Raw genomic sequence first — 18,984 nt, 5'->3', positions numbered from 1 at the left:
ATGAAGTATATAAAAAAGGAATAGTGTAGCAATTGCTACGCTATTCCTAATAATTCTATTTCGAATATAAGTGTCGAACCGCCAGGTATTCCTGGCTGCGAGAACTTGCCGTATCCCATATTTGCAGGGATATACACTTCCCATTTGTCGCCTACACACATCTGTTGCATGGCTACTATCCAACCCTTTATCAGATCGCTCAAGCGGAACGCAATAGGAGCGCCACCACGACTTGAGTCGAATTTCTTGCCGTTTATTGTGCGACCGGTGTAATGAGCCGTAACGATGGAGCGTGGAGTAGGATGCTTTCCGTCGTTGTTTCCTGAGCTCAACACCTTATAATATATACCTTCCGGAAGCGCAATCACACCTTCTTCTTCAGCTTTTGCAGCAAGCCAGTCGAGGTTTGCCTTAGCATATTCGCGTTTGTTCATTCTTTCTATTTAATATTGGTTGTTATATGAATTGATATTGATGATTAATGCGTCGTCTTCTATTAATTAGAGTATCGATTTCTGTTAATTAGAGTATCAATTAATATTGATTAATCTGGCGTTTTATTATTGTGTAGACGTAATCCGTGCGAGATAGTCGTAATGATCGCCTTCCTCTATAACATTACAGCTTAGTCCGCATTGCTCGCAACTTGCTTTCAGAAGTGTAGAGTCCACGTATAGCCAATCGAACGAGTCGCCTTTTATGTTCTTGTAGACCATTTGATAGTCAACCTCACCATAATAGCTGCCTCCGAGATCAATATCCACTGATCCGTCCTCGTTTTCGTAAATATACTTCAAGTCGCTTGAATCGATAAGAATCTGTGCGCCTTCAGCCATCAGTTCCTTCAAGCGGTTGAGCAGCATCGGCAAGCGCGCGAGTTTGCCTGCAATGCCCGTGCCGTTCATAAGCAAAAGAATAGTGTCGAACTTGCCTTGCAGCTGAGGGTCGAAGAGGTTTATACATTCCACATCTTCTATTCCGCGAGCCTTCATTACTTCGCAGCTTAGCGGCGACACATCAATGGCTTTCACCTCAAATCCCTTTTTCTTCAACACAAGCGCATGGCATCCGGCTCCTGCACCAATATCCAACACCTTGCCACGTACAATCTCTAATGCACGCTTTTCAAGCTGTGGCATCTCTTGTTCAGATCGGAACAGATGCTCAACCGGCATTTCGTCCTCTTCGAACATGGAAGAGAGCACACGCAGATGTGCCGCTCTTCCGTTCTTATAGTAGTCGCTGATAGCGCTGCCCATCGGGTCGTGAGAAGCGTCTATAGTCGTTTTGTTCAATGTCTTCAATGTCATGAGGCGAAGGTGTTACGAATAGAATTCTGTAAATACCTTCACGCAGTATACATGGTCAGCCACGCTTCCCGTCTCTCTACAACTGTGCATAGCAAGGATAGCGTTGCCCATATCCACACCACGAAGCGGAATAGACGAAGCAAGGATATTGCCTAATGTGCTTCCGCCAGCTACATCACTATGATTTACGAAACGCTGACACGGAACGCCCGCTTTCTCGCAAAGACCTGCAAATACTGCAGCCGAAACAGCGTCAGAAGCATACTTTTGTGCAGCATTGAACTTGATAACCGGTCCGCCGCCGAGCATAGGATGGTTAGTTGGGTCGTATTTCTCAGGATAGTTAGGATGCCAAGCGTGAGCGTTGTCAGCCGAAATCATGAACGCACGCTCCACTGCCTGATAGTAAGCCTCCTCAGTATTGCTTTGAGCAAGAGCGATGCGCTTCAGCATGAATGAGAGGAACGGACTACCTGCACCCTGCTTTGTCTGCGAACCAGTCTCCTCGTTGTCGAAGAGTGCGAGCACCTGCGTTGTGTCGGTCGTATCTGAAGCGATAAGAGCTTCAAGACCAGCATAGCACATAGAGAGGTCGTCGAGACGTCCTGAAGATATAAACTCGTTGTGTACGCCGAATGTGCACGCCGGAGTTGCGTCTGCAAGGTAAAGGTCGAAGTCGAGAATGTCTTTAGCGCAGAACTCGCGTCCTGCTGCGTTGCTGTTCAGTTCCTCAAGAATTACATTCATCAAGAGATTGCCGGCTTCGAGCTTGCTTGTAATCTGTCCGAGCAACGGCAGCACATCTTTCTGCTTGCTGAGAGCTACGCCGTCGTTCACCTGACGGTTGAAGTGGATAGCAAGATTGCTTATCTGCAGGAGTGGGCGCTTGATGTGCAGCAGCAGAGTCTGCGGCTGCATAACGTCCTCGCCTCTGACAATCACGCGACCGGCAAGAGTAAGTGGACGGTCGAACCATGTAGACATAATCGGACCACCGTAAACCTCGGTGTTCAGCTTCACGATGCCGCCCTCGGTAAGCATTTCTGCGTTGGGCTTGATGCGGAAAGTAGGCGAGTCGCAATGAGCGCAAATCATGTGGAAGCCGGCGTCGGCAATAGGCTTGTTGCCGATGCGGAAAGCAAATACAGAAGAGTCGTTCTTGGTAACAAAGAAGCGGTCGCCACTCTTCACCTCGCCTAAAGGCTGTGACGGGTCTACACGGCGGAAACCATTAGCAAGAAGAGTGTCTGCGATATTCTTGACAGCCAGGAAGTTCACCGGCGAAGCGTCAAGGAAAGAAAGAAGTCGTTTTATCATTGTCGTTTGTTTTATTACGTGAATAATGTTGAATACTGTAGGGCGTAATTTGGTAGCTACATAATATAGCGTTTCAAAGTTAAAGTTTTATTTCGGAGTGTGCAAGTAAATGGAGTTTTTTGTATACTTTTGTATTTAAATATTTGGCCTATGAAAATATTCAAATCCCGATATATTGCCGTTGTAGCATGGCTCGTTTGTTTGGTCATGCTTATAGCGTCGTGTTCAGCCTCCAATGATGGAAAGGTAGTAGCTTTGAACGAGAAATCATACGAAGCGCATTATAAGAGCTTGGATTCGACAAAGGTATATGCAGGGAAGGCTTTGTCGTTGGCGTCTTTTGAATCAAAGGAATGGGCTCACGCCATGAACGACATGGCTTTCTACTACATCGCAAAGATGCAATACGCAGAAGCCGAGCGAATACTCGACGAGGTCGTAGAAAATGCCGACGACGAAATAGAACTGATGATTAGTCGTGTGCAGCTGATGCGTCTTTGCCAGCGCAAGTCGCAGAACAAGAACTTCTATCACGAGCGTCATTACGCCCTGCAGCACATGGAGCAGATTGAGAAGGAGTACGCCAGTCTGTCGGCTGCCGACCGCAAGCGTTTTGTCTACGCCCGTTCGGAGTATTGGATTGTGCTCTCCACCTATTTGTATTATATCGGACAGCCGCGCGGAGCGTCGGAGGCAGTGCTGAGCATCGAGGAAGATGCGCTGTTGATGAGCGATATGCCGCAGTTGCTCACGTTCTATTATAATGTTGGCTCTGGCGGAATATTGCTGGGCAGACAGCACGATAAGATACTGCGCACGGAGTTCAACTACCTCATACGTTGCTACATGCTTGCGCGCCAATGCGGTTATACCTATTGGGAGGCTAACTCGATGCAGGCATTGAGCGAGAAACTGCAGGACGAGAGCAAGCGTGAGTTTCTCTTGAAGAACTATCGCCCCGAGATTAACTTTCTCAATGTCGACTATATGCCCGACACGTTGCTTGCCGGCAACCTTGCGGAGCGAGCTTTAGATTTGTTCCGTAAGTATGGCGATGTCTATCAGATTGCAGGCGCATGGCGCACATTGTCGGAGGCTTTCTTCAAGGTGGGCGACAACAAGTCGGCGCTTATCTGCCTTAATAATGCCATTGCCAACGACACCACCATAAACGCTGCTCCCGACCTCGTTGCCTCCATACGCGAGCAGATGTCTATTGTCTATTCCGCACTCGACAACAAGAAGCTGAGCGACTACAACCGCAATATCTATCTCGACATGCAGGAGTACACACGCCAGGACCGTATGCTTGAGGCACGTGCCGAGCAGCTCGACTCGTCGCTGCGCAAGCAGGACATCATGATCGCTATCGTTATTGTAGCCATCATCTTGCTCATTGTGGCAATGGCGTTCTTCATCTATAAGACCAAGAAGGAAGCTGCCAGCTTCCCGATAGACAGTCTGCTGCAGCCGCTCAACGATTGGCAGAAAACGCGTTCCGACTATTACGAACAGACCGAGGAACGCTACGAGGAAATGCGCGAGCAGATAGCCATCCTTCAGAACCAGTACGAGCATTATCTTGAGAAGAACATAGAGCAACGCGCAAAGGTGTCGCTGGCATCCTCGGTAGCTCCGCTCATCAATCGTATGCTACATGAGGTGAAGATGCTTTCGTCTGACAAAGAGACCGACGAGCAGCGCAACCTCCGTTACGAGTACATCGGTCAGCTGGCGTCTTCTATCGAGCAGACCAATGAGCGGCTTACCGATTGGGTGAAACTGAAGCAAGGCGAGATAGTGCTGCGCATAGAGAGCTTCGAGCTGCAAGCCTTGTTCGACACACTCCGCAGTAGCGACATCGAATACAAACTCCACGGCATCAGGCTCAACATTTCTCCAACCCACAGTGTCGTCAAAGCAGACAAGGTGCTGACGCTCTTCATGCTCAACACCATTGCCGAGAACGCACGCCGCTTCACGCCGAACGGCGGAAGCATTGACGTCTATGCCGTCGAGACCGACGATTATGTAGAGGTGTCTGTGAAAGACAGCGGCAAGGGAATGGACGAGGCACAGCTCGCTTCACTCTTCAAGCCACGCTATATCACCGACTCCAACGACACGACAAAGGAGGGCGGACATGGCTTCGGACTCCTCAACTGCAAGGGTATCATAGAGAAGTACAAGAAGATGAGTTCGTTCTTCAGCGTCTGCTCTATAGAGGCCGAGAGCGAAGTGGGCAAGGGTAGTCGCGTCTTCTTCCGACTGCCAAAGGGTGTGAAGAAGGCTCTCATGCTTTGCGCCTTGTTCCTTGGCGTGCTCAGCTCGTGCACCAAGCCAGTGCCGACGGGAAAAGTGATAAACGAAAGCGAACGTACACGCCAAGCCGACTCGCTCGTAGACAGTATATATTATTATAATGTAGCGGGCAACTATCAGCGCACGCTTCAACTCTCTGACAGTTGCGTGCGAGTGCTCAACCGCTTGTTCGCCGACAGCCTGCTTATTGGCAACGGCGAGCGCGGCATGCTGCTTAAAGGTGCGGATGCTGACGACGCCATCGAACTGAAGTGGTTCCGCGACAGCGTGGGCATGGACTACAGCATGCTTCTCGCCCTGCGCAACGAGGTGGCGGTGGCAGCACTTGCCGTGCACGATATTGACTTGTACACGTACAACAATCAGGTGTTCACGAAACTATTCCGCGAGAGTAGTGCCGACCGTTCTATAGCCACCTATGTGCAGAAGATGCAGCGGGCAGAGAACAACCGCAACGTGGCTATCGTGCTGCTTGTACTGTTGTTGCTTGCCGTTTTCCCCGCCTACTACTTCCTCTACTATCGCCACAAGCGCTTCTACAACTCGTGCATAGAACGCATCGGGCAGATAAACGACCTGTTGCAGTCGGACACGCTCTCGTCGCATGTGAAGATGAGGCAGATAAGAGCGTTGTGGAAGAACGATATAAAGATTCCGAAACAGATAGCGGTGATGGGCAAGAACACCACGCTCATATCAGACATCGTGGAGCGTATCTGCGGTGTGCTTGCAGAGGATGTGAACAAGACGGCTTCGATGGAGCAGCAACTGGTAGTGCTTGAGGAGGACACCAAACGCATCACCGTCAACCGCGACCGCCTTTACGTCATCAATAATATTCTGGACAACCGACTTTCTACGCTGAAGCACGAGACGATGTTCTATCCCTCGCGTCTGAAGCAGATATTGCAGGCTCGTAGCGGCAACGCTCAGATGTCTGAAAAGGAAATGCTGGCTACGCTCGATGAGATAGCGTCCTACTACGAGACTATGTATACAACGCTGCTCAGCCAGACCGTTCAGGTGGCGCAGGCGATGTCTTCGTTTGAGCCGAGTGTAGCGATGCGTTACGTGCTCGTATTGCTGAAACGGGCTAACGGAGGCAAGCCGCCGAAGCGTTCAGAGACGGACGCCGCTAACGGATACATAAAGCTGATCTTCAATCTCGACACGCAATATCCGACGGAGAGCAATCCGCAGTCTACGTACGACTACCTCGTGCTCTGCCAGATTATGCGCGACATGGGCGAGTATTACCGTGCACGCGGTTGCGGCGTGGAGACAAAGCGCACAAAAGAAGGAACATCAATAATAGTAATTTATATAAAGCAAGATATATGGAAAAGTTTAAAGTTATAATAGTGGAGGACGTGCTGCTCGAACTGAAGGGCACGGAAGGTCTTCTGCATAGCGAGGTGCCGGAGGCTGAGATTATAGCTACGGCTAACTCTGAGGATTCGTTTTGGGAAGTTTTCGCTTCAAGCAAGCCCGACCTCGTGCTGCTCGACCTCGGACTGGGCGGCAGCACAACCATCGGCGTCGAAATCTGCAAGAAACTGAAGGCGGAACACAAGGACGTGAAGGTGCTCATCTTCACCGGCGAGATACTCAACGAGCAGTTGTGGGTGGACGCTCTGCACGCCCATTGCGACGGCATCATCCTTAAGAGTGGCGAGCTGCTCACCCGCGACGATGTTTTGAGCGTGATGAACGGCAAGAAATATGTGTTCAACCAGCCCATACTCAAGAAGATAGTGGACAAGTTTTGCGACACAATACAGCAGCAGATGGATCATCAGGAGGTTCTGATACGCTATGAGATTGACGAATACGACGAGCGTTTCCTGCGCCATTTGGCTTTAGGTTACACGAAAGACCAGATTTCGCAGTTGCGCACAATGCCGTTCGGCGTGAAGAGTCTGGAGAAAAGACAAAACGAACTGGTGCAGCGCTTGTTCCCTAACGGCAATGGCGGTATGGGAGTAAACGCAACACGTCTTGTTGTTAAGGCTTTTGAACTTAACATTCTTGATGTGAACAATCTTTATTCTGACGAAGCATAAAAGCTAAGCCCACCGATTGTTATTGCTTAGCTTAAGAAAAGTCATCGTACACCGAACGCCGCCCGATCGGATTGCGTCCGCCGCCCGATTGGGTTGCGTTCGCAGTCCGATCGGGCGGCGTTCGGTATCCGATAACTTTACATCTCCTTAATAGTGTTTTCGATAAGGCTTCTTTCCGCCTCGTCAACACTATATTTCTCGTAAAGCTGCTTGTCTATCTCTTCAACAGCAGCACTCCAGTTTATATCCGACTTGCTCGTGAAGTCCTGCAGCGGCACAAACATGAACTTCTCCGGCGAGAGGTCCTGCGAAGTGATAGTCTGCAGGATGAGGTAGCGCACAAACTTTGTCTTCAGATATGTGAGCAGGTTTTCAGCCTCTTCGGCTGTGGCGTAAGCGCCGGCTACAAGATAGCTCTGCGTGCAGACACATTGTGGTTGCAGGATGGCGAGAGCCGAGAGCACACGATACTGTCCGTTACGGTCGGGTGTGCCGGCATGCTCGCAGGTAGCCTTCGAGAAGATCACCTTGTGTAGGTCAACCCATTGCTGATTTTTCTTGATGTCCTCGCGCAGCACGTACGACGCATCGCCCGACGACTTCAGCATTACGGCTGTTGGGTCAGTTTCTGGTTGCGCTGTGCCGCGGTATGTAGACACGAAGCCGAACGGAGTCTGCGGACTTATCTGCGCGTTGAGCATGGTCTTCGACATGGCCTTCACTTTGTGGATGAGCGAAAGCGCACCATTGTTGCGCACGAAGATATTGAACTCGTCGAGCTTGCGAGGCAGCGTGTTTGAGTTGCCGCCGAAGTGGTTCGTAAACTGGCAGTTGGTCTTGTGCTTAGCGTCCCACAGGAAGTAGCTCACACCGCCAGAGATATCGACAGTAGGGAAGCAATCCTTAGAATCTACATAGTCGAAGATGGCACGAATGTGCGTGTCGCCAAGCATCGACTGGCGGAATTGGTCTAGTCCGCGTCCGCCGGTAAACCATCTTGAAGGCGTTATCATCGTGATGAATTGCGGGCGTATCTGGCGGGCAATGTCCACAAACTGGTTGTAGAGCGGTATGCCGTAGTTGTCTTTCTTCTCGCCGATATTCATCTGATAGGGCGGATTGCCTATGATTGCGTCGAATTTCATTTTCTGGTTTGTGCTTGTATTTGGATAGTTACGTGGGTCGCAGAGGGTGTTGGCAAGTTTCGTCTTGTACACAATCACCTGACTGTTGAGGTCGGGTATGGTGATGATGTTGGGCTTCACGTCGTTGTCGAAGCCTACGAGTGTGCGGCGTGTGATACATGCCGCCATGGCAGTCTTGCAGACAGCAAACACGTTATGCTCAACAACCTCTTTCCACATGGAGCATGACTCCTGGTCTGACAGCATGTCGAATAGACCCTGCGACTGGCTGCTACGCACCTTATATAAAGAGTAGGCAACGTAGAGCGAGTAGAGGCCCGTCTTCGAGCAGATGTCGAGGATTTGTGCGTTCGGATTCATCAGCGTGCGGTTTGTTACGCCCTCGTTGTATACGAAGCGTGTCTGCGCGAGCGGCTTCTCAAACTTGTCGTCGAAGAAGCAGTAGCCGCCGAGCGTGTCGGAGAGATGACGGTTGACGACGTTCCACGGAGTGAGAATGGTCTCGCGGTCGGGGTAAGAGAAGTCGGAGAGGATGTTTGCAATCTCAGCCACACGCTCGTCCGGCGCAAGTGTGTCGGCATGGCGCAGGCGTGCAACGATAGCCTTGGCTGTGGCCACGAAGATGTCTTCGCGGTAGAGGTGCTTAAGGCGCTTGAAGAGCTGCATGGTGATGCCGCGCGGCATGAAATGGCGCCACGATTCGGCGTCGATGTTACGCAGAAATGAGTCGATGGTCAGACCCTCGATGTTGTCCACCGTGCCGTAAATCATGATAGGGAAGCGGGTGGATATCTGGCTCAATATGGCTATTGCTCGCTGGCGTGGGGTGAGGCGTGCCATAGCTGCAGCCTCTCTCGACTGAGTGGCTGTCGCCTCGTTCTGCTTTTCTGCGTTTTCAGCAGCCTTGATCTTAGCCTTCTTCGCCGGCTTCTTTGCTGCCTGAATGTCGTTGCTTCTCTGTCGGCGCTCCTCGAGCACCGCATTAGCCATTGCCTCTGCCACTTCTTCGAGAAGGCGTATGTCGTTCTTGCCGAGATTGTTCAAATCGGTATACAGACAGTCGCCGTGGAAGCCATTGCGGATGAGGCTTGTAGAGTATGAGGTGTTGATATAGCGAATGAACGTTTCTGTATCAATCTGGTTGCGCTTGCCTCCGTCTACGATGATGGTGGGGCAGTAGTGAAGGAACTCGGTGAGCTTCTGCACGCGTGCTTCGTGATCGGTCGTAGCAATGTTGTTGCTGATATACTGGTCGATGGCTGTGAGTGTTCTAACAGGCGAGAAGTCGAAGGTGTAGCATTCGGCTTTCATGCCCTCACGATACGGACTCTGGCAACGGAAAATGGTCTGGAAGTAGTGGGCGCAACCCGTTTCGGCTGAACCTGCGAGCATAAACACGGCTGTCCATTCGGGTATGGAAACACCCGTTGTGAGACGTCCGCAAGAGAGAGTGATGGTGCGTTCGTTGCTGCTGATAGCCGTCTTCACTTCCTCAAGCGGGGAAGTCTGCGAAGATACTCCGTCGCCTGCTACATTAATAACCTTATAGCCGCGGAACGGATTCTCGGCAGTCTGCTCTGTGAGTATCTGCGCAAGACAACGCGCTGCATTCACACCCGGCATATACCATAATGTGTGGCAGAGCGACTGGCTCAGCGCCTCGTTAGCGAACGGATACTGAGGAGCTGTAGCGAGAAGGCTGACGAACTTTCTTACGTCGGCTTCATGCACGAAGCACATCTGAGCCTCGTCAACACGGAAGAATTCTGCGAAGTTGAAGCCCTCGTTGTCTGTAAGGAAATAAGGAGCGAATGTGTTGCGCAGATTGTAAGTTAAGATGTTCATTCGCGCCATGTTAGCGTACGGGTTAGGCGTGCCGGCAGCAGAGCTGTCCCACTGCTCCTTTGCACGTTGCTCCATGCAATAGTCCCAGTTGTATACGTCTGCGGTGTCGAAGTTCTGGCGTATACTATATGGTGTGCCCGAGAGATAGAGCGTGCGCATGCTGCGACGCTTCTGCAGTTCGGCTATAACATCGTTGCCGAGGCGTGTGGTGATGCCCTCATGTGCCTCGTCGACGATAAGGAAATCCCACTTTGCCGAGAACACGTCGTCGTTCTTCACAATGCCCTTCTGCTGGTTCACGCGTTTAGAAGAGCGCAAATCCTGCATAGATGCGAAATAGACGTAGTGGGTGTCTTTGTCTTTTGCAGCATCCTCAAGTTCGGCAAACGACGCGCCACGACGCTTTCGCTCGTCCTCAGACATGGCAGACGTTGTACGGCTGCCGTATGTCCATCCTTCAAGTTGCAGTTTCTCTATAGAGTCGAACCACTCCTGTCGCACAGCAGGGCGATGAGTGAGTACGAGTGTGCGTCTGTATCCAAGACGATGTGCCACTTCGATAGCGCAGAGCGTCTTACCGAAGCGCATCTTTGCATTCCAGAGCACCTTGCGTGAGCGTTTCAGAGCCGTCACCGTGAAGTCTATAGCTTCTTCTTGTTCTGCTCGGAATACTATGCTTTCTGTTGATATCATTCTTGTTGAGTATTTTAGTTGCGACTGTTCAGTCGTATATCTATTTCACTATGTCTTTGTAAGCAATTCTCTTGCCGTCGAGCGGTTCGGCGTTATGCCATTCCATGATGACGGCGTCGCGGTCGGAGTTGGGAACGTTGAAGTTCAGTCCGTCCATCTGCCATATATTCCATGAAATGATTTCTGCAGCCTTCAAGACGGCGTCGCGGTGGGGCTGTCGGTGCCAACGCTCTGTGTAGTATTCGCAGAACGAAAGAAATACAGACTCGCGCGTCAGAAAGACGTTGTCGCCCTGACTGTCGAAGCCGTATACCGACTGAAGTGCTTGGTAGGCTTTGCGAATCCATTGGCGCTTATTTGCCTTTGTTGGCTCTGACGGAGTGTTCTCGTTGATGATACGGAACTTGCGGTCGAGCATGCCAATGCGTTCACCAATAGGAATCAGTCTTCCCGTTGTTGTGTCGTAGCGCGAAACCAGATAAGGTCCTTCTCCGCAGGTTATCTCCATGCGTCTTGCTCGCACGTATGACATCCATGTGCGGTTCTTCGGAAAGACGACAGGCTGTTGAGATGTCACCCATGCGTGTTCGCCGTTCTCGTCGATATGTTCAGAATTGAACACATCTCTCTTGCCGAACCATTGCTCATCGACAAGGTTGTTTTGCGCATTGCATATCCACGCTGGTGTGAAGACCTCTGCACGGTTTTTCGAGCGTGATGTCTGCATGGATGGATGTTTTTTTATGCGAGGCTGTATAAGGTCTTGATGGTGGCTGACCAGCTCCGGTGTTATCTGCGCATTAAACGAAAACGGGCTGTTATCGCCCGTTTTGTCTGCGTCAGTAACGCTGTAATCGTCAGTTGCCCAAGAGATGTATGAGTTGCTCTCGGGCGAACTGAGCGATTGGTCTTTTAGGAGCAGTTCGAGGAGTTGAAGGTCGTTCCTCATTATGCGTTTTTAATCTTAATCTCGCAGTTGTCGAGCGACTCAATGATAGCGAGCGACTCTACACGCACACCATGTTCGCGCAGATACTGTCCGCCATCCTGGAATGCCTTCTCGATGATGAAGCCCATGCCTTCGAGTGTGGCTCCCGACTGCTTGCAGAGGTCGATGATGCCCTTGGCTGCGTTGCCGTATGCAAGGAAGTCGTCGATGAAAATAACGTGGTCGTCAGGAGTGAGATAGTCGCGTGAGATAACCACGTCGTAGTCGCGCTGCTTTGTGAACGACGTAACCTTTGTAGCGAGCATGTTGTCGAGCGTGTTCGGCTTCTTCTTCTTTGCGAACACAACCGGAAGGTTCATCAGAAATCCCATCATGATAGCCGGCGCAATGCCCGATGCCTCAATAGTAAGAATCTTGTTCACTTTGGTGTTTGCAAAGCGGCGTATGAACTCCACGGCGATGTCCTTCATAAGGTTAGGATCCATCTGGTGGTTAATAAACTTGTCTACTTTGAGGATGCCACCAGGGTAGCATTTGCCGTCTTTCTGAATTCTGTCTATGAGTGCTTTCATTGTTATTGAGTTTTTGTTTATATTTTTATTGTTTTGGTGTCTGTCTGTTAGATATATCTTTTAAGCATGCTATGCTTTTATCATTGTATGCCGTTACTCGTTATAGAACCAATCCATGAGCCTGCCTACCCAAGGAAACTGTATGCGGAACCAGCGGTATTCGGAAACCTGCTTGCCTCCGAAGTTGAGGATAAACTCGCGCATGGGGTTGCGCTTGAAAGGTAGTCCGGCATCAAGGAAGAACATGTGTGCATAGCCATGCTCGTGTGCATACTTCAATGCAGACCATACCGTGTATGTAGCAGGGTAGAGCATCATGAAACTCTTGCGGCGCGAAGCCAACTGCCACATGTAGGCGTTGCCGCCGAAGAAGAAGCAAACGCATGTGCCGATGATACGGTTTCGGTATTTTGTTGCGAATATCTTGCAATGCTTGCTTGTTGCCAGGTTTTCGAAGAGCTTGCAGCTACGCACGGTGCGTCGAGGCTTCAGTCTGAAGTAGTGGCGCATGAGCTTCACGGCTTGCTGCAGTTCTTTGCCTTCAGACTCTATTGTTGCGGCTTTCACTCCGCGCTGTTCTGCAGCCGAAATCTTGTCGCGAAGCTTTTGGGGCAGACGTTCGTAAGGATGTTTTGAGTGCAGCGAGTTGTGTATTTTCTGCCATTGTATTGGAAAGAACCCGTTCTCGCGCAGTTTGCCATATCCGAACATCTTGCTGCTCAAGTCGCTTATCTCTATGAACAGGCACAGCTTGTGTGTCAGTTCGGCAGTTATTGCTTTCACGAAGAGAGAGAAGATAGCTTCCTTGTTCTCTACTTCTGGCGCATAAACGCCCTCGCCATATATGTGGCAATGCGAATAGGTAAACGGGGGTAGCAGCAAGTGGTGGTAAGACACTACAGCCAAGAGATGTGCCACAATATGTCCCTGCCCGTCAGTAGCTAACGCCATGTATGGTTTCTGTTTTGGTGTGGCTTCAAGTATCTTGAACAACTCCACACTTTGAAAGAAATCATCGCATATTATGCCGGGCAAATCGGATGCTTTAGTAATCAGAGTAACACTAACCTCTTCTTTCATGTGGCAAAAATAGCAAATCTTTTTTAAAAATCGACTCGTTTTCTGTGCTTTTTCTGCGCATTTGCTTACTTTTGTAGCTATAACAGGAAAAGAACTTATGAAAATAGTAATGATAGGAGCTGGCAATGTGGCAACAAACATTGCTAAAACCCTTGCCAAGATAGGAGAAACGCCAGCGCAGATATGGAGCAGGACACTTGCTTCGGCTGAAGCGCTCGCTGAAACTGTAGGTAGTTGTGCTACAAGCGATTGGAATAGTGTAATGAAGGATGCTGATGTGTATATAGTGTCTGTAAAAGACGACGCAATGCTTGATGTGATTGAACAACTTTGCAGCCGATGCAAGCATGGCGTCTTTGTACATACGGCTGGCACAATGTCGATGAGTCTGTTCATGGGTAAAGCAGAGCATTATGGCGTGCTTTATCCAATGCAGACTTTCTCAAAGCAGAAAGAAGTGAACTTCAGAACCATTCCTTGTTTTGTTGAGGCTTCCGACCAGCAGACGCTTGATATAATAATGGAGTTGGCACGACGTCTCTCCGATAATGTTCGCGAACTTAAGGAGGCTGACCGTAAATGGCTTCACATTGCTGCGGTTTTCTCCTGCAACTTTGCTAATGTGTGCAACACTATGGCTGCAAAGATACTCGAACGTCATGGACTCGATTTTAATGTGATGCTTCCGCTTCTCGATGAGACTGTGGCTAAACTCCATCGATTACATCCGAAAGAAGCGCAGACTGGACCAGCTTCGAGAGGAGACGTTGGTGTAGTTGGCAAGCATCTTGCTTTGCTTGAAGACGACAAGGAATTGAGCGAGGTGTATAGTGTCCTGTCCAATTACATATTGAAGAATAGAGCGTAAATGCTTGTGTTTAACTGTTTTGATTAGAAGAATGATTGACTACAATTTAAAAAAGATACGTGCCGTAATATTTGATGTGGACGGCGTGCTGTCGTGCGATACTGTCACCGTGTCTCCTATAGGCGAACCTCTGCGAACTGCCAACCTGAAGGATGGTTATGCCATACAATATGCCTGTAAGGTAGGTCTGAACGTCTGCATCATTACGGGTGGAAATACCGAGGCGGTACGCAAACGCTATGAGGCGCTTGGAGTGAAGGAACTGTATATGGGTTGTAGCGTGAAGATAAAGACCTATAACGAGTTCAAGGCTAAGTACTCGCTGTCTGATGACGAAGTAATATATGTAGGCGATGATATACCAGATTACGAAGTGATGTCGCTCGTAGGCTGTCCTTGCTGCCCGGCAGACGCAAGCGCAGAAATAAAGTCGGTCAGCAAGTACATCTGTCAGCGTCGAGGCGGTTGTGGAGTAGGTCGCGATATCATTGAGCAAGTGCTCAAGGCTCAAGGAAAATGGATGGCAGAAGGCAGAGCCTTCGGATGGTGATATTTCGGATTGTAACTTTATTTGCGTCTGCTACACTCGGGGCATTCTCCCTTAATGATGAATGATAAGGAGTTGGCTTTGAAACCATCGGGTAGGGCGACGTTCTCTACCGGAATGTCTTTCAGGCAGAAGGTGCGTGCGCACTTTTCGCAATAGAAATGGGCGTGACTTGCCGTATGGTCGTGCGAGTCGTGATGAGAGCACAGCTCATAGTTGAGCGCACCTTTGCCGTCCTCGAAAGCATGCACGATGTCGTGTTCGAGGAAAAGTGTAAGAACGCGGAAGATGCTCGACTTGTCCATAGGCAACAATATCGCCTCCATCGCCGAAAGACACATGGGGCGATGCTCGTTTTGAAGCGTTTTCAGAATGAGAATGCGGTTAGCCGTAGGACGCACACCTTTTTGTTTCAGCAGTTCTTCTGCATTATTGCTGTCTATATTGTTCATATTTGGATATTGCGAGACAAAATGTTCTTGTTATTAGACGCAAAGTTACAATGAAAAGATGTAAATGTGGCAATTAATCATAATTTATTTGTAGGATAGAAATAATTGTTATACATTTGTTTGTAAAATAACAACTTTTAAACTGAAAACGATGGATTTGTCTTTGATCCCTCTAAATATAAAAGGCAGTGGACAGCGTCCATTTGTCATAGCTGGTCCATGTTCGGCAGAGATAGAAGAACAAGTGATGTCAACAGCCCGACAACTCGCTTCGCTTGGTTGTAACGTGTATCGGGCCGGCGTTTGGAAACCTCGCACCAAGCCTGGCGGTTTCGAAGGACACGGCGAGAAGGCTTTGCCGTGGCTGAAGCGTGTGAAGGAAGAGACAGGAATGCTTGTGGCTACAGAGGTTGCTACGCCCGAACATGTGGAGCTTGCTCTTGAATATGGTGTCGATGTCCTTTGGATAGGAGCTCGTACATCTGCCAACCCTTTCGCTGTGCAGGCTATTGCCGATTCGCTTAGTGGCGTTGATATCCCCGTACTTGTGAAGAACCCCGTGAATCCAGACCTCGAATTGTGGATAGGAGCGATGGAACGTCTCAATCAGGCAGGCATCAAGCGCTTGGCTGCCATTCATCGTGGCTTCTCGAGTTACGATAACAAGATTTATCGCAATGCCCCAATGTGGCAGATACCTATTGAATTGCGCCGCCGCATACCGGAGTTGCCGATAATCTGCGACCCAAGTCATATCGGTGGAAGGCGTAATCTTATATCCCCACTTAGCCAGCAGGCTATGGATCTTGGTTTCGACGGCTTGATTGTGGAGACTCATTGCTTTCCGGATGAAGCGTGGAGCGATGCTGCACAGCAAGTCACGCCCGACGAACTCTACCGGATATTGTCGCACCTTACAATACGCGACGGACATATAAATATAGAAGGCATACACGGCTTACGAGAGCAGATAGATGCCCTCGACAATAACCTTATAGAGATTCTTTCCAATCGCATGAACATCTGCCGAAAGATAGGCTGCTATAAGAAAGAGCATAACATGACGGTTCTGCAGGCTAACCGATATAAAGAGATAATAGATAAGCGTGGAGCACAAGGCGACTTGTGTGGTATGGATTCGGATTTCGTTAAGCATATATTCGAACTGATTCACGAAGAGTCGGTACGTCAACAAATGGAAATAATCAACAAGCAATAGTACGCAAAGATGAAGATAATATTGTCAAGTAATTCGCCACGCCGTAGAGAGCTACTCGCCGGTCTTGGCGTTGATTTTGAAGTGAAAGTAATAAAAGGTGTGGACGAATCGTATCCCGACACGCTGCCGTCAAAGGATGTGGCAGAGTATATAGCACGTGAGAAGGCTGCTGCGTATGAAGTGGCAGACGACGAACTCGTGATTACTGCCGACACGGTGGTGATTGTTGGCGACGATATCCTCGGCAAGCCGCATGATGCAGCTGAGGCTCACGCCATGTTGCGTAAGATAAGCGGACGCACACACCATGTCGTTACTGGCGTTTGCATGAAGACCAACCAGGAGCAGCATAGCTTCTCGGTCATGACTGGAGTTACGTTCAAGGAACTGACAGATTCCGAGATCGATTATTACATTGAGCACTATAAGCCATTCGACAAGGCTGGAGCTTACGGTATTCAGGAATGGATAGGATATATCGGCGTTACCGGACTAGAAGGTAGCTATTATAATGTTATGGGTTTTCCCGTTCAGCGCGTGTATGCAGAATTGACAAATCGGTTTAAGATTGTTCAATATTAGTGAAATGTTTCGACTATTTAATATATTTTAGTCTATATATTTCGCCTCTGTTTTATTATTTCAGTAATTTTGCGCTTAATTTATGGCGCAGCTATAAAGGTTGTGCCCGATTTAACGAGTAAATATTAAACATAAACTATTATGTCAGAATCAATAGATATCCGCCAGCTTAACGCTCGGATAGAACAGCAAAGCAGTTTTGTCACCAACTTGGTGACAGGTATGAACCAAGTGATTGTTGGACAGAAACACCTCATCGAGTCGTTGCTTATTTCGCTTCTTAGCGATGGTCACATCCTTTTGGAGGGTGTGCCTGGTTTGGCAAAGACTCTCGCCATAAAAACTCTCTCACAGCTTATCGATGCCGACTACAGCCGCATTCAGTTTACACCCGACTTGCTACCAGCCGACGTTGTAGGTACGCTTATATATTCGCAGAAGGACGAAAACTTCCATGTGAAGAAGGGTCCGGTATTTGCGAACTTCGTACTTGCGGACGAAATCAACCGTGCGCCGGCTAAGGTTCAGAGTGCCTTACTCGAGGCTATGCAGGAGCATCAGGTTACTATTGGCGAGCAGACATTCAAACTTCCTAATCCGTTCCTCGTAATGGCTACGCAGAATCCTATTGAACAGGAGGGTACCTATCAGTTGCCTGAGGCTCAGGTAGACCGTTTCATGCTCAAGGTGGTTATCGGCTATCCTACACTTGAGGAGGAGAAACTCATTATCCGTGAGAATCTGCGTGGTGAGGAGAAGAAGGTGTTGCCAGTAACAACTGCAGCGGAGATTTTGAAGGCTCGCGAGGTGGTTGAAGAGGTATATATCGACGAGAAGATTGAGCAGTATATTGCTGACATAGTCTTCGCTTCACGTTACCCCGAGAAGTACGGTTTGGGCGAACTGAAGGACATGATTACTTTCGGCGGTTCGCCTCGTGCAAGTATCTCGCTTGCAAAGGCTGCACGTGCTTACGCTTTCATCAAGCGTCGCGGCTACGTAGTGCCAGAGGATGTGCGTGCCGTTGCACACGACGTGCTGCGCCATCGCATAGGTCTCTCATACGAGGCTGAGGCAAGCAACATCACAAGTGAGGAGATCGTATCTAAGATAATAAATAAGGTAGAGGTGCCTTAAACATAAGACAATGGAAACGTCAGAGATACTTAAAAAGGTTCGCAAGATAGAAATCAAGACGAAGGGTCTGAGCCAGAACATATTCGCAGGCCAGTACCATTCTGCCTTTAAGGGTAGGGGTATGGCGTTTGCCGAGGTTCGCGAGTATCAGTTTGGCGATGACGTTCGCGACATAGACTGGAATGTCACAGCACGTTTCCGCAAGCCTTACGTGAAAGTGTTTGAGGAGGAGCGCGAACTCACCGTTATGTTGTTGATTGATGTCTCGGGGTCGCTCGATTTCGGCACATGCAAGTGTATGAAGTCGGTGATGGCTACTGAGATTGCTGCTACCATCGCCTTCAGCGCTATGCAAAACAACGACAAGATTGGTGTTGTGTTCTTCTCAGACCGTATAGAGAAGTATATTCCACCGAAGAAGGGACGTAAGCATATCTTGTATATAATACGAGAGATGCTCGACTTCCATCCGCAAAGTACGAAAACGGACATTGGCGAAGCGGTGGCTTACTTCACACGTATGATGAAGCGCCGCACAACCGCTTTCGTCATCAGCGACTTCTATGACAATAAGGACTTCCTGAAGCAGTTCCAGATAGCCAACAGCAAGCACGACCTTATGGCTGTGCAGGTTTACGACCGCTGGGCAAAGCAGTTGCCGGATGTAGGACTTATGAAGGTGCAGGATGCAGAAACGGGTAGCGAGATGTATATCGATACCTCAAGCAAGAAGGTGCGTGCTGCTCATGCTCGCTATTGGACGGAGCGTGAGGCGATACTTCGTGAGACATTCTCTCAAGCAAATGTTGACTGGATGTCTGTGGCTACCGATGAGGATTTCGTGAAAGCGATGATGACTTTGTTCTCATCAAGAAACAGTTAA

16 protein-coding genes are annotated in these 18,984 nt (G+C 49.3%); 8 read left to right on the top strand and 8 right to left on the bottom strand.

Annotated elements, in window-relative coordinates:
* Window positions 1-35 precede the first annotated feature (35 nt).
* The 3 genes from KTQ90_RS02090 to KTQ90_RS02080 form a co-directional block, all read right to left on the bottom strand.
* The gene (locus KTQ90_RS02090; protein WP_022159135.1) at window positions 36-434 is read right to left on the bottom strand and encodes a BamJ family beta-barrel-assembly machinery protein; all 399 of its coding nucleotides are present in this window, start codon (window positions 432-434) and stop codon (window positions 36-38) included.
* Between the two features lie 126 nt (window positions 435-560).
* A complete protein-coding gene (locus tag KTQ90_RS02085) occupies window positions 561-1,310 on the bottom strand; it encodes a class I SAM-dependent methyltransferase (RefSeq protein WP_254359314.1) in 750 nt (249 codons plus the stop codon).
* Window positions 1,311-1,322: 12 nt separating this feature from the next.
* Window positions 1,323-2,627, bottom strand: a complete 1,305-nt coding sequence (locus tag KTQ90_RS02080) for a M18 family aminopeptidase (RefSeq protein ID WP_217317048.1) — start codon at window positions 2,625-2,627, stop codon at window positions 1,323-1,325.
* Between the two features lie 150 nt (window positions 2,628-2,777).
* On the opposite strand from KTQ90_RS02080, the gene KTQ90_RS02075 reads away from it, so the two are divergent.
* Window positions 2,778-6,308 carry a sensor histidine kinase gene (locus KTQ90_RS02075; protein ID WP_217317047.1) on the top strand — a complete coding sequence of 1,177 codons (3,531 nt, stop codon included), beginning with the start codon at window positions 2,778-2,780 and terminating at the stop codon, window positions 6,306-6,308.
* Window positions 6,287-7,012: a DUF5932 domain-containing protein gene (locus tag KTQ90_RS02070; RefSeq protein ID WP_217317046.1), complete on the top strand. Its 726-nt coding sequence runs from the start codon at window positions 6,287-6,289 to the stop codon at window positions 7,010-7,012. Before KTQ90_RS02075 ends, KTQ90_RS02070 begins: the two co-directional genes overlap by 22 nt.
* A 137-nt stretch (window positions 7,013-7,149) precedes the next feature.
* Here the strand turns inward: KTQ90_RS02070 and KTQ90_RS02065 are convergent, their stop codons facing one another.
* The 4 genes from KTQ90_RS02065 to KTQ90_RS02050 form a co-directional block, all read right to left on the bottom strand.
* On the bottom strand, window positions 7,150-10,695 hold the full coding sequence (locus KTQ90_RS02065) for an Eco57I restriction-modification methylase domain-containing protein (RefSeq protein ID WP_217317045.1): 3,546 nt from the start codon (window positions 10,693-10,695) through the stop codon (window positions 7,150-7,152).
* A 40-nt stretch (window positions 10,696-10,735) separates the two neighbouring features.
* Window positions 10,736-11,644: a restriction endonuclease subunit M gene (locus KTQ90_RS02060; protein WP_217317044.1), complete on the bottom strand. Its 909-nt coding sequence runs from the start codon at window positions 11,642-11,644 to the stop codon at window positions 10,736-10,738.
* A complete protein-coding gene (gene xpt, locus KTQ90_RS02055) occupies window positions 11,644-12,216 on the bottom strand; it encodes a xanthine phosphoribosyltransferase (RefSeq protein ID WP_022159128.1) in 573 nt (190 codons plus the stop codon). The genes KTQ90_RS02060 and xpt overlap by 1 nt, the downstream gene beginning before the upstream one ends.
* 93 nt (window positions 12,217-12,309) lie before the next feature.
* Window positions 12,310-13,167 (bottom strand): GNAT family N-acetyltransferase, encoded by an 858-nt coding sequence (locus KTQ90_RS02050; RefSeq protein WP_217317043.1) that lies wholly within the window; start codon window positions 13,165-13,167, stop codon window positions 12,310-12,312.
* 226 nt (window positions 13,168-13,393) lie between these two features.
* Between KTQ90_RS02050 and KTQ90_RS02045 the strand changes: the two genes are divergently transcribed.
* Window positions 13,394-14,164: a Rossmann-like and DUF2520 domain-containing protein gene (locus KTQ90_RS02045; protein ID WP_217317042.1), complete on the top strand. Its 771-nt coding sequence runs from the start codon at window positions 13,394-13,396 to the stop codon at window positions 14,162-14,164.
* Window positions 14,165-14,195: 31 nt separating this feature from the next.
* Window positions 14,196-14,714: a KdsC family phosphatase gene (locus tag KTQ90_RS02040; protein WP_217317041.1), complete on the top strand. Its 519-nt coding sequence runs from the start codon at window positions 14,196-14,198 to the stop codon at window positions 14,712-14,714.
* Window positions 14,715-14,731: 17 nt separating this feature from the next.
* Here the strand turns inward: KTQ90_RS02040 and KTQ90_RS02035 are convergent, their stop codons facing one another.
* A complete protein-coding gene (locus KTQ90_RS02035) occupies window positions 14,732-15,163 on the bottom strand; it encodes a Fur family transcriptional regulator (RefSeq protein WP_217317040.1) in 432 nt (143 codons plus the stop codon).
* Between the two features lie 151 nt (window positions 15,164-15,314).
* Between KTQ90_RS02035 and KTQ90_RS02030 the strand changes: the two genes are divergently transcribed.
* From KTQ90_RS02030 to KTQ90_RS02015, 4 genes are all read left to right on the top strand, one after another.
* On the top strand, window positions 15,315-16,382 hold the full coding sequence (locus KTQ90_RS02030) for a bifunctional 3-deoxy-7-phosphoheptulonate synthase/chorismate mutase type II (RefSeq protein WP_217317039.1): 1,068 nt from the start codon (window positions 15,315-15,317) through the stop codon (window positions 16,380-16,382).
* Window positions 16,383-16,391: 9 nt separating this feature from the next.
* The gene (locus tag KTQ90_RS02025; protein WP_217317038.1) at window positions 16,392-16,964 is read left to right on the top strand and encodes a Maf-like protein; all 573 of its coding nucleotides are present in this window, start codon (window positions 16,392-16,394) and stop codon (window positions 16,962-16,964) included.
* 141 nt (window positions 16,965-17,105) lie between these two features.
* On the top strand, window positions 17,106-18,101 hold the full coding sequence (locus tag KTQ90_RS02020; protein ID WP_217317037.1) for an AAA family ATPase: 996 nt from the start codon (window positions 17,106-17,108) through the stop codon (window positions 18,099-18,101).
* A gap of 10 nt (window positions 18,102-18,111) precedes the next feature.
* On the top strand, window positions 18,112-18,984 hold the full coding sequence (locus tag KTQ90_RS02015; RefSeq protein WP_217317036.1) for a DUF58 domain-containing protein: 873 nt from the start codon (window positions 18,112-18,114) through the stop codon (window positions 18,982-18,984).

This window comes from Leyella stercorea, from assembly GCF_019052365.1.
Classification (GTDB): Bacteria; Bacteroidota; Bacteroidia; order Bacteroidales; family Bacteroidaceae; genus Prevotella.
This window is presented reverse-complemented; position numbering and strand designations above follow the sequence as displayed.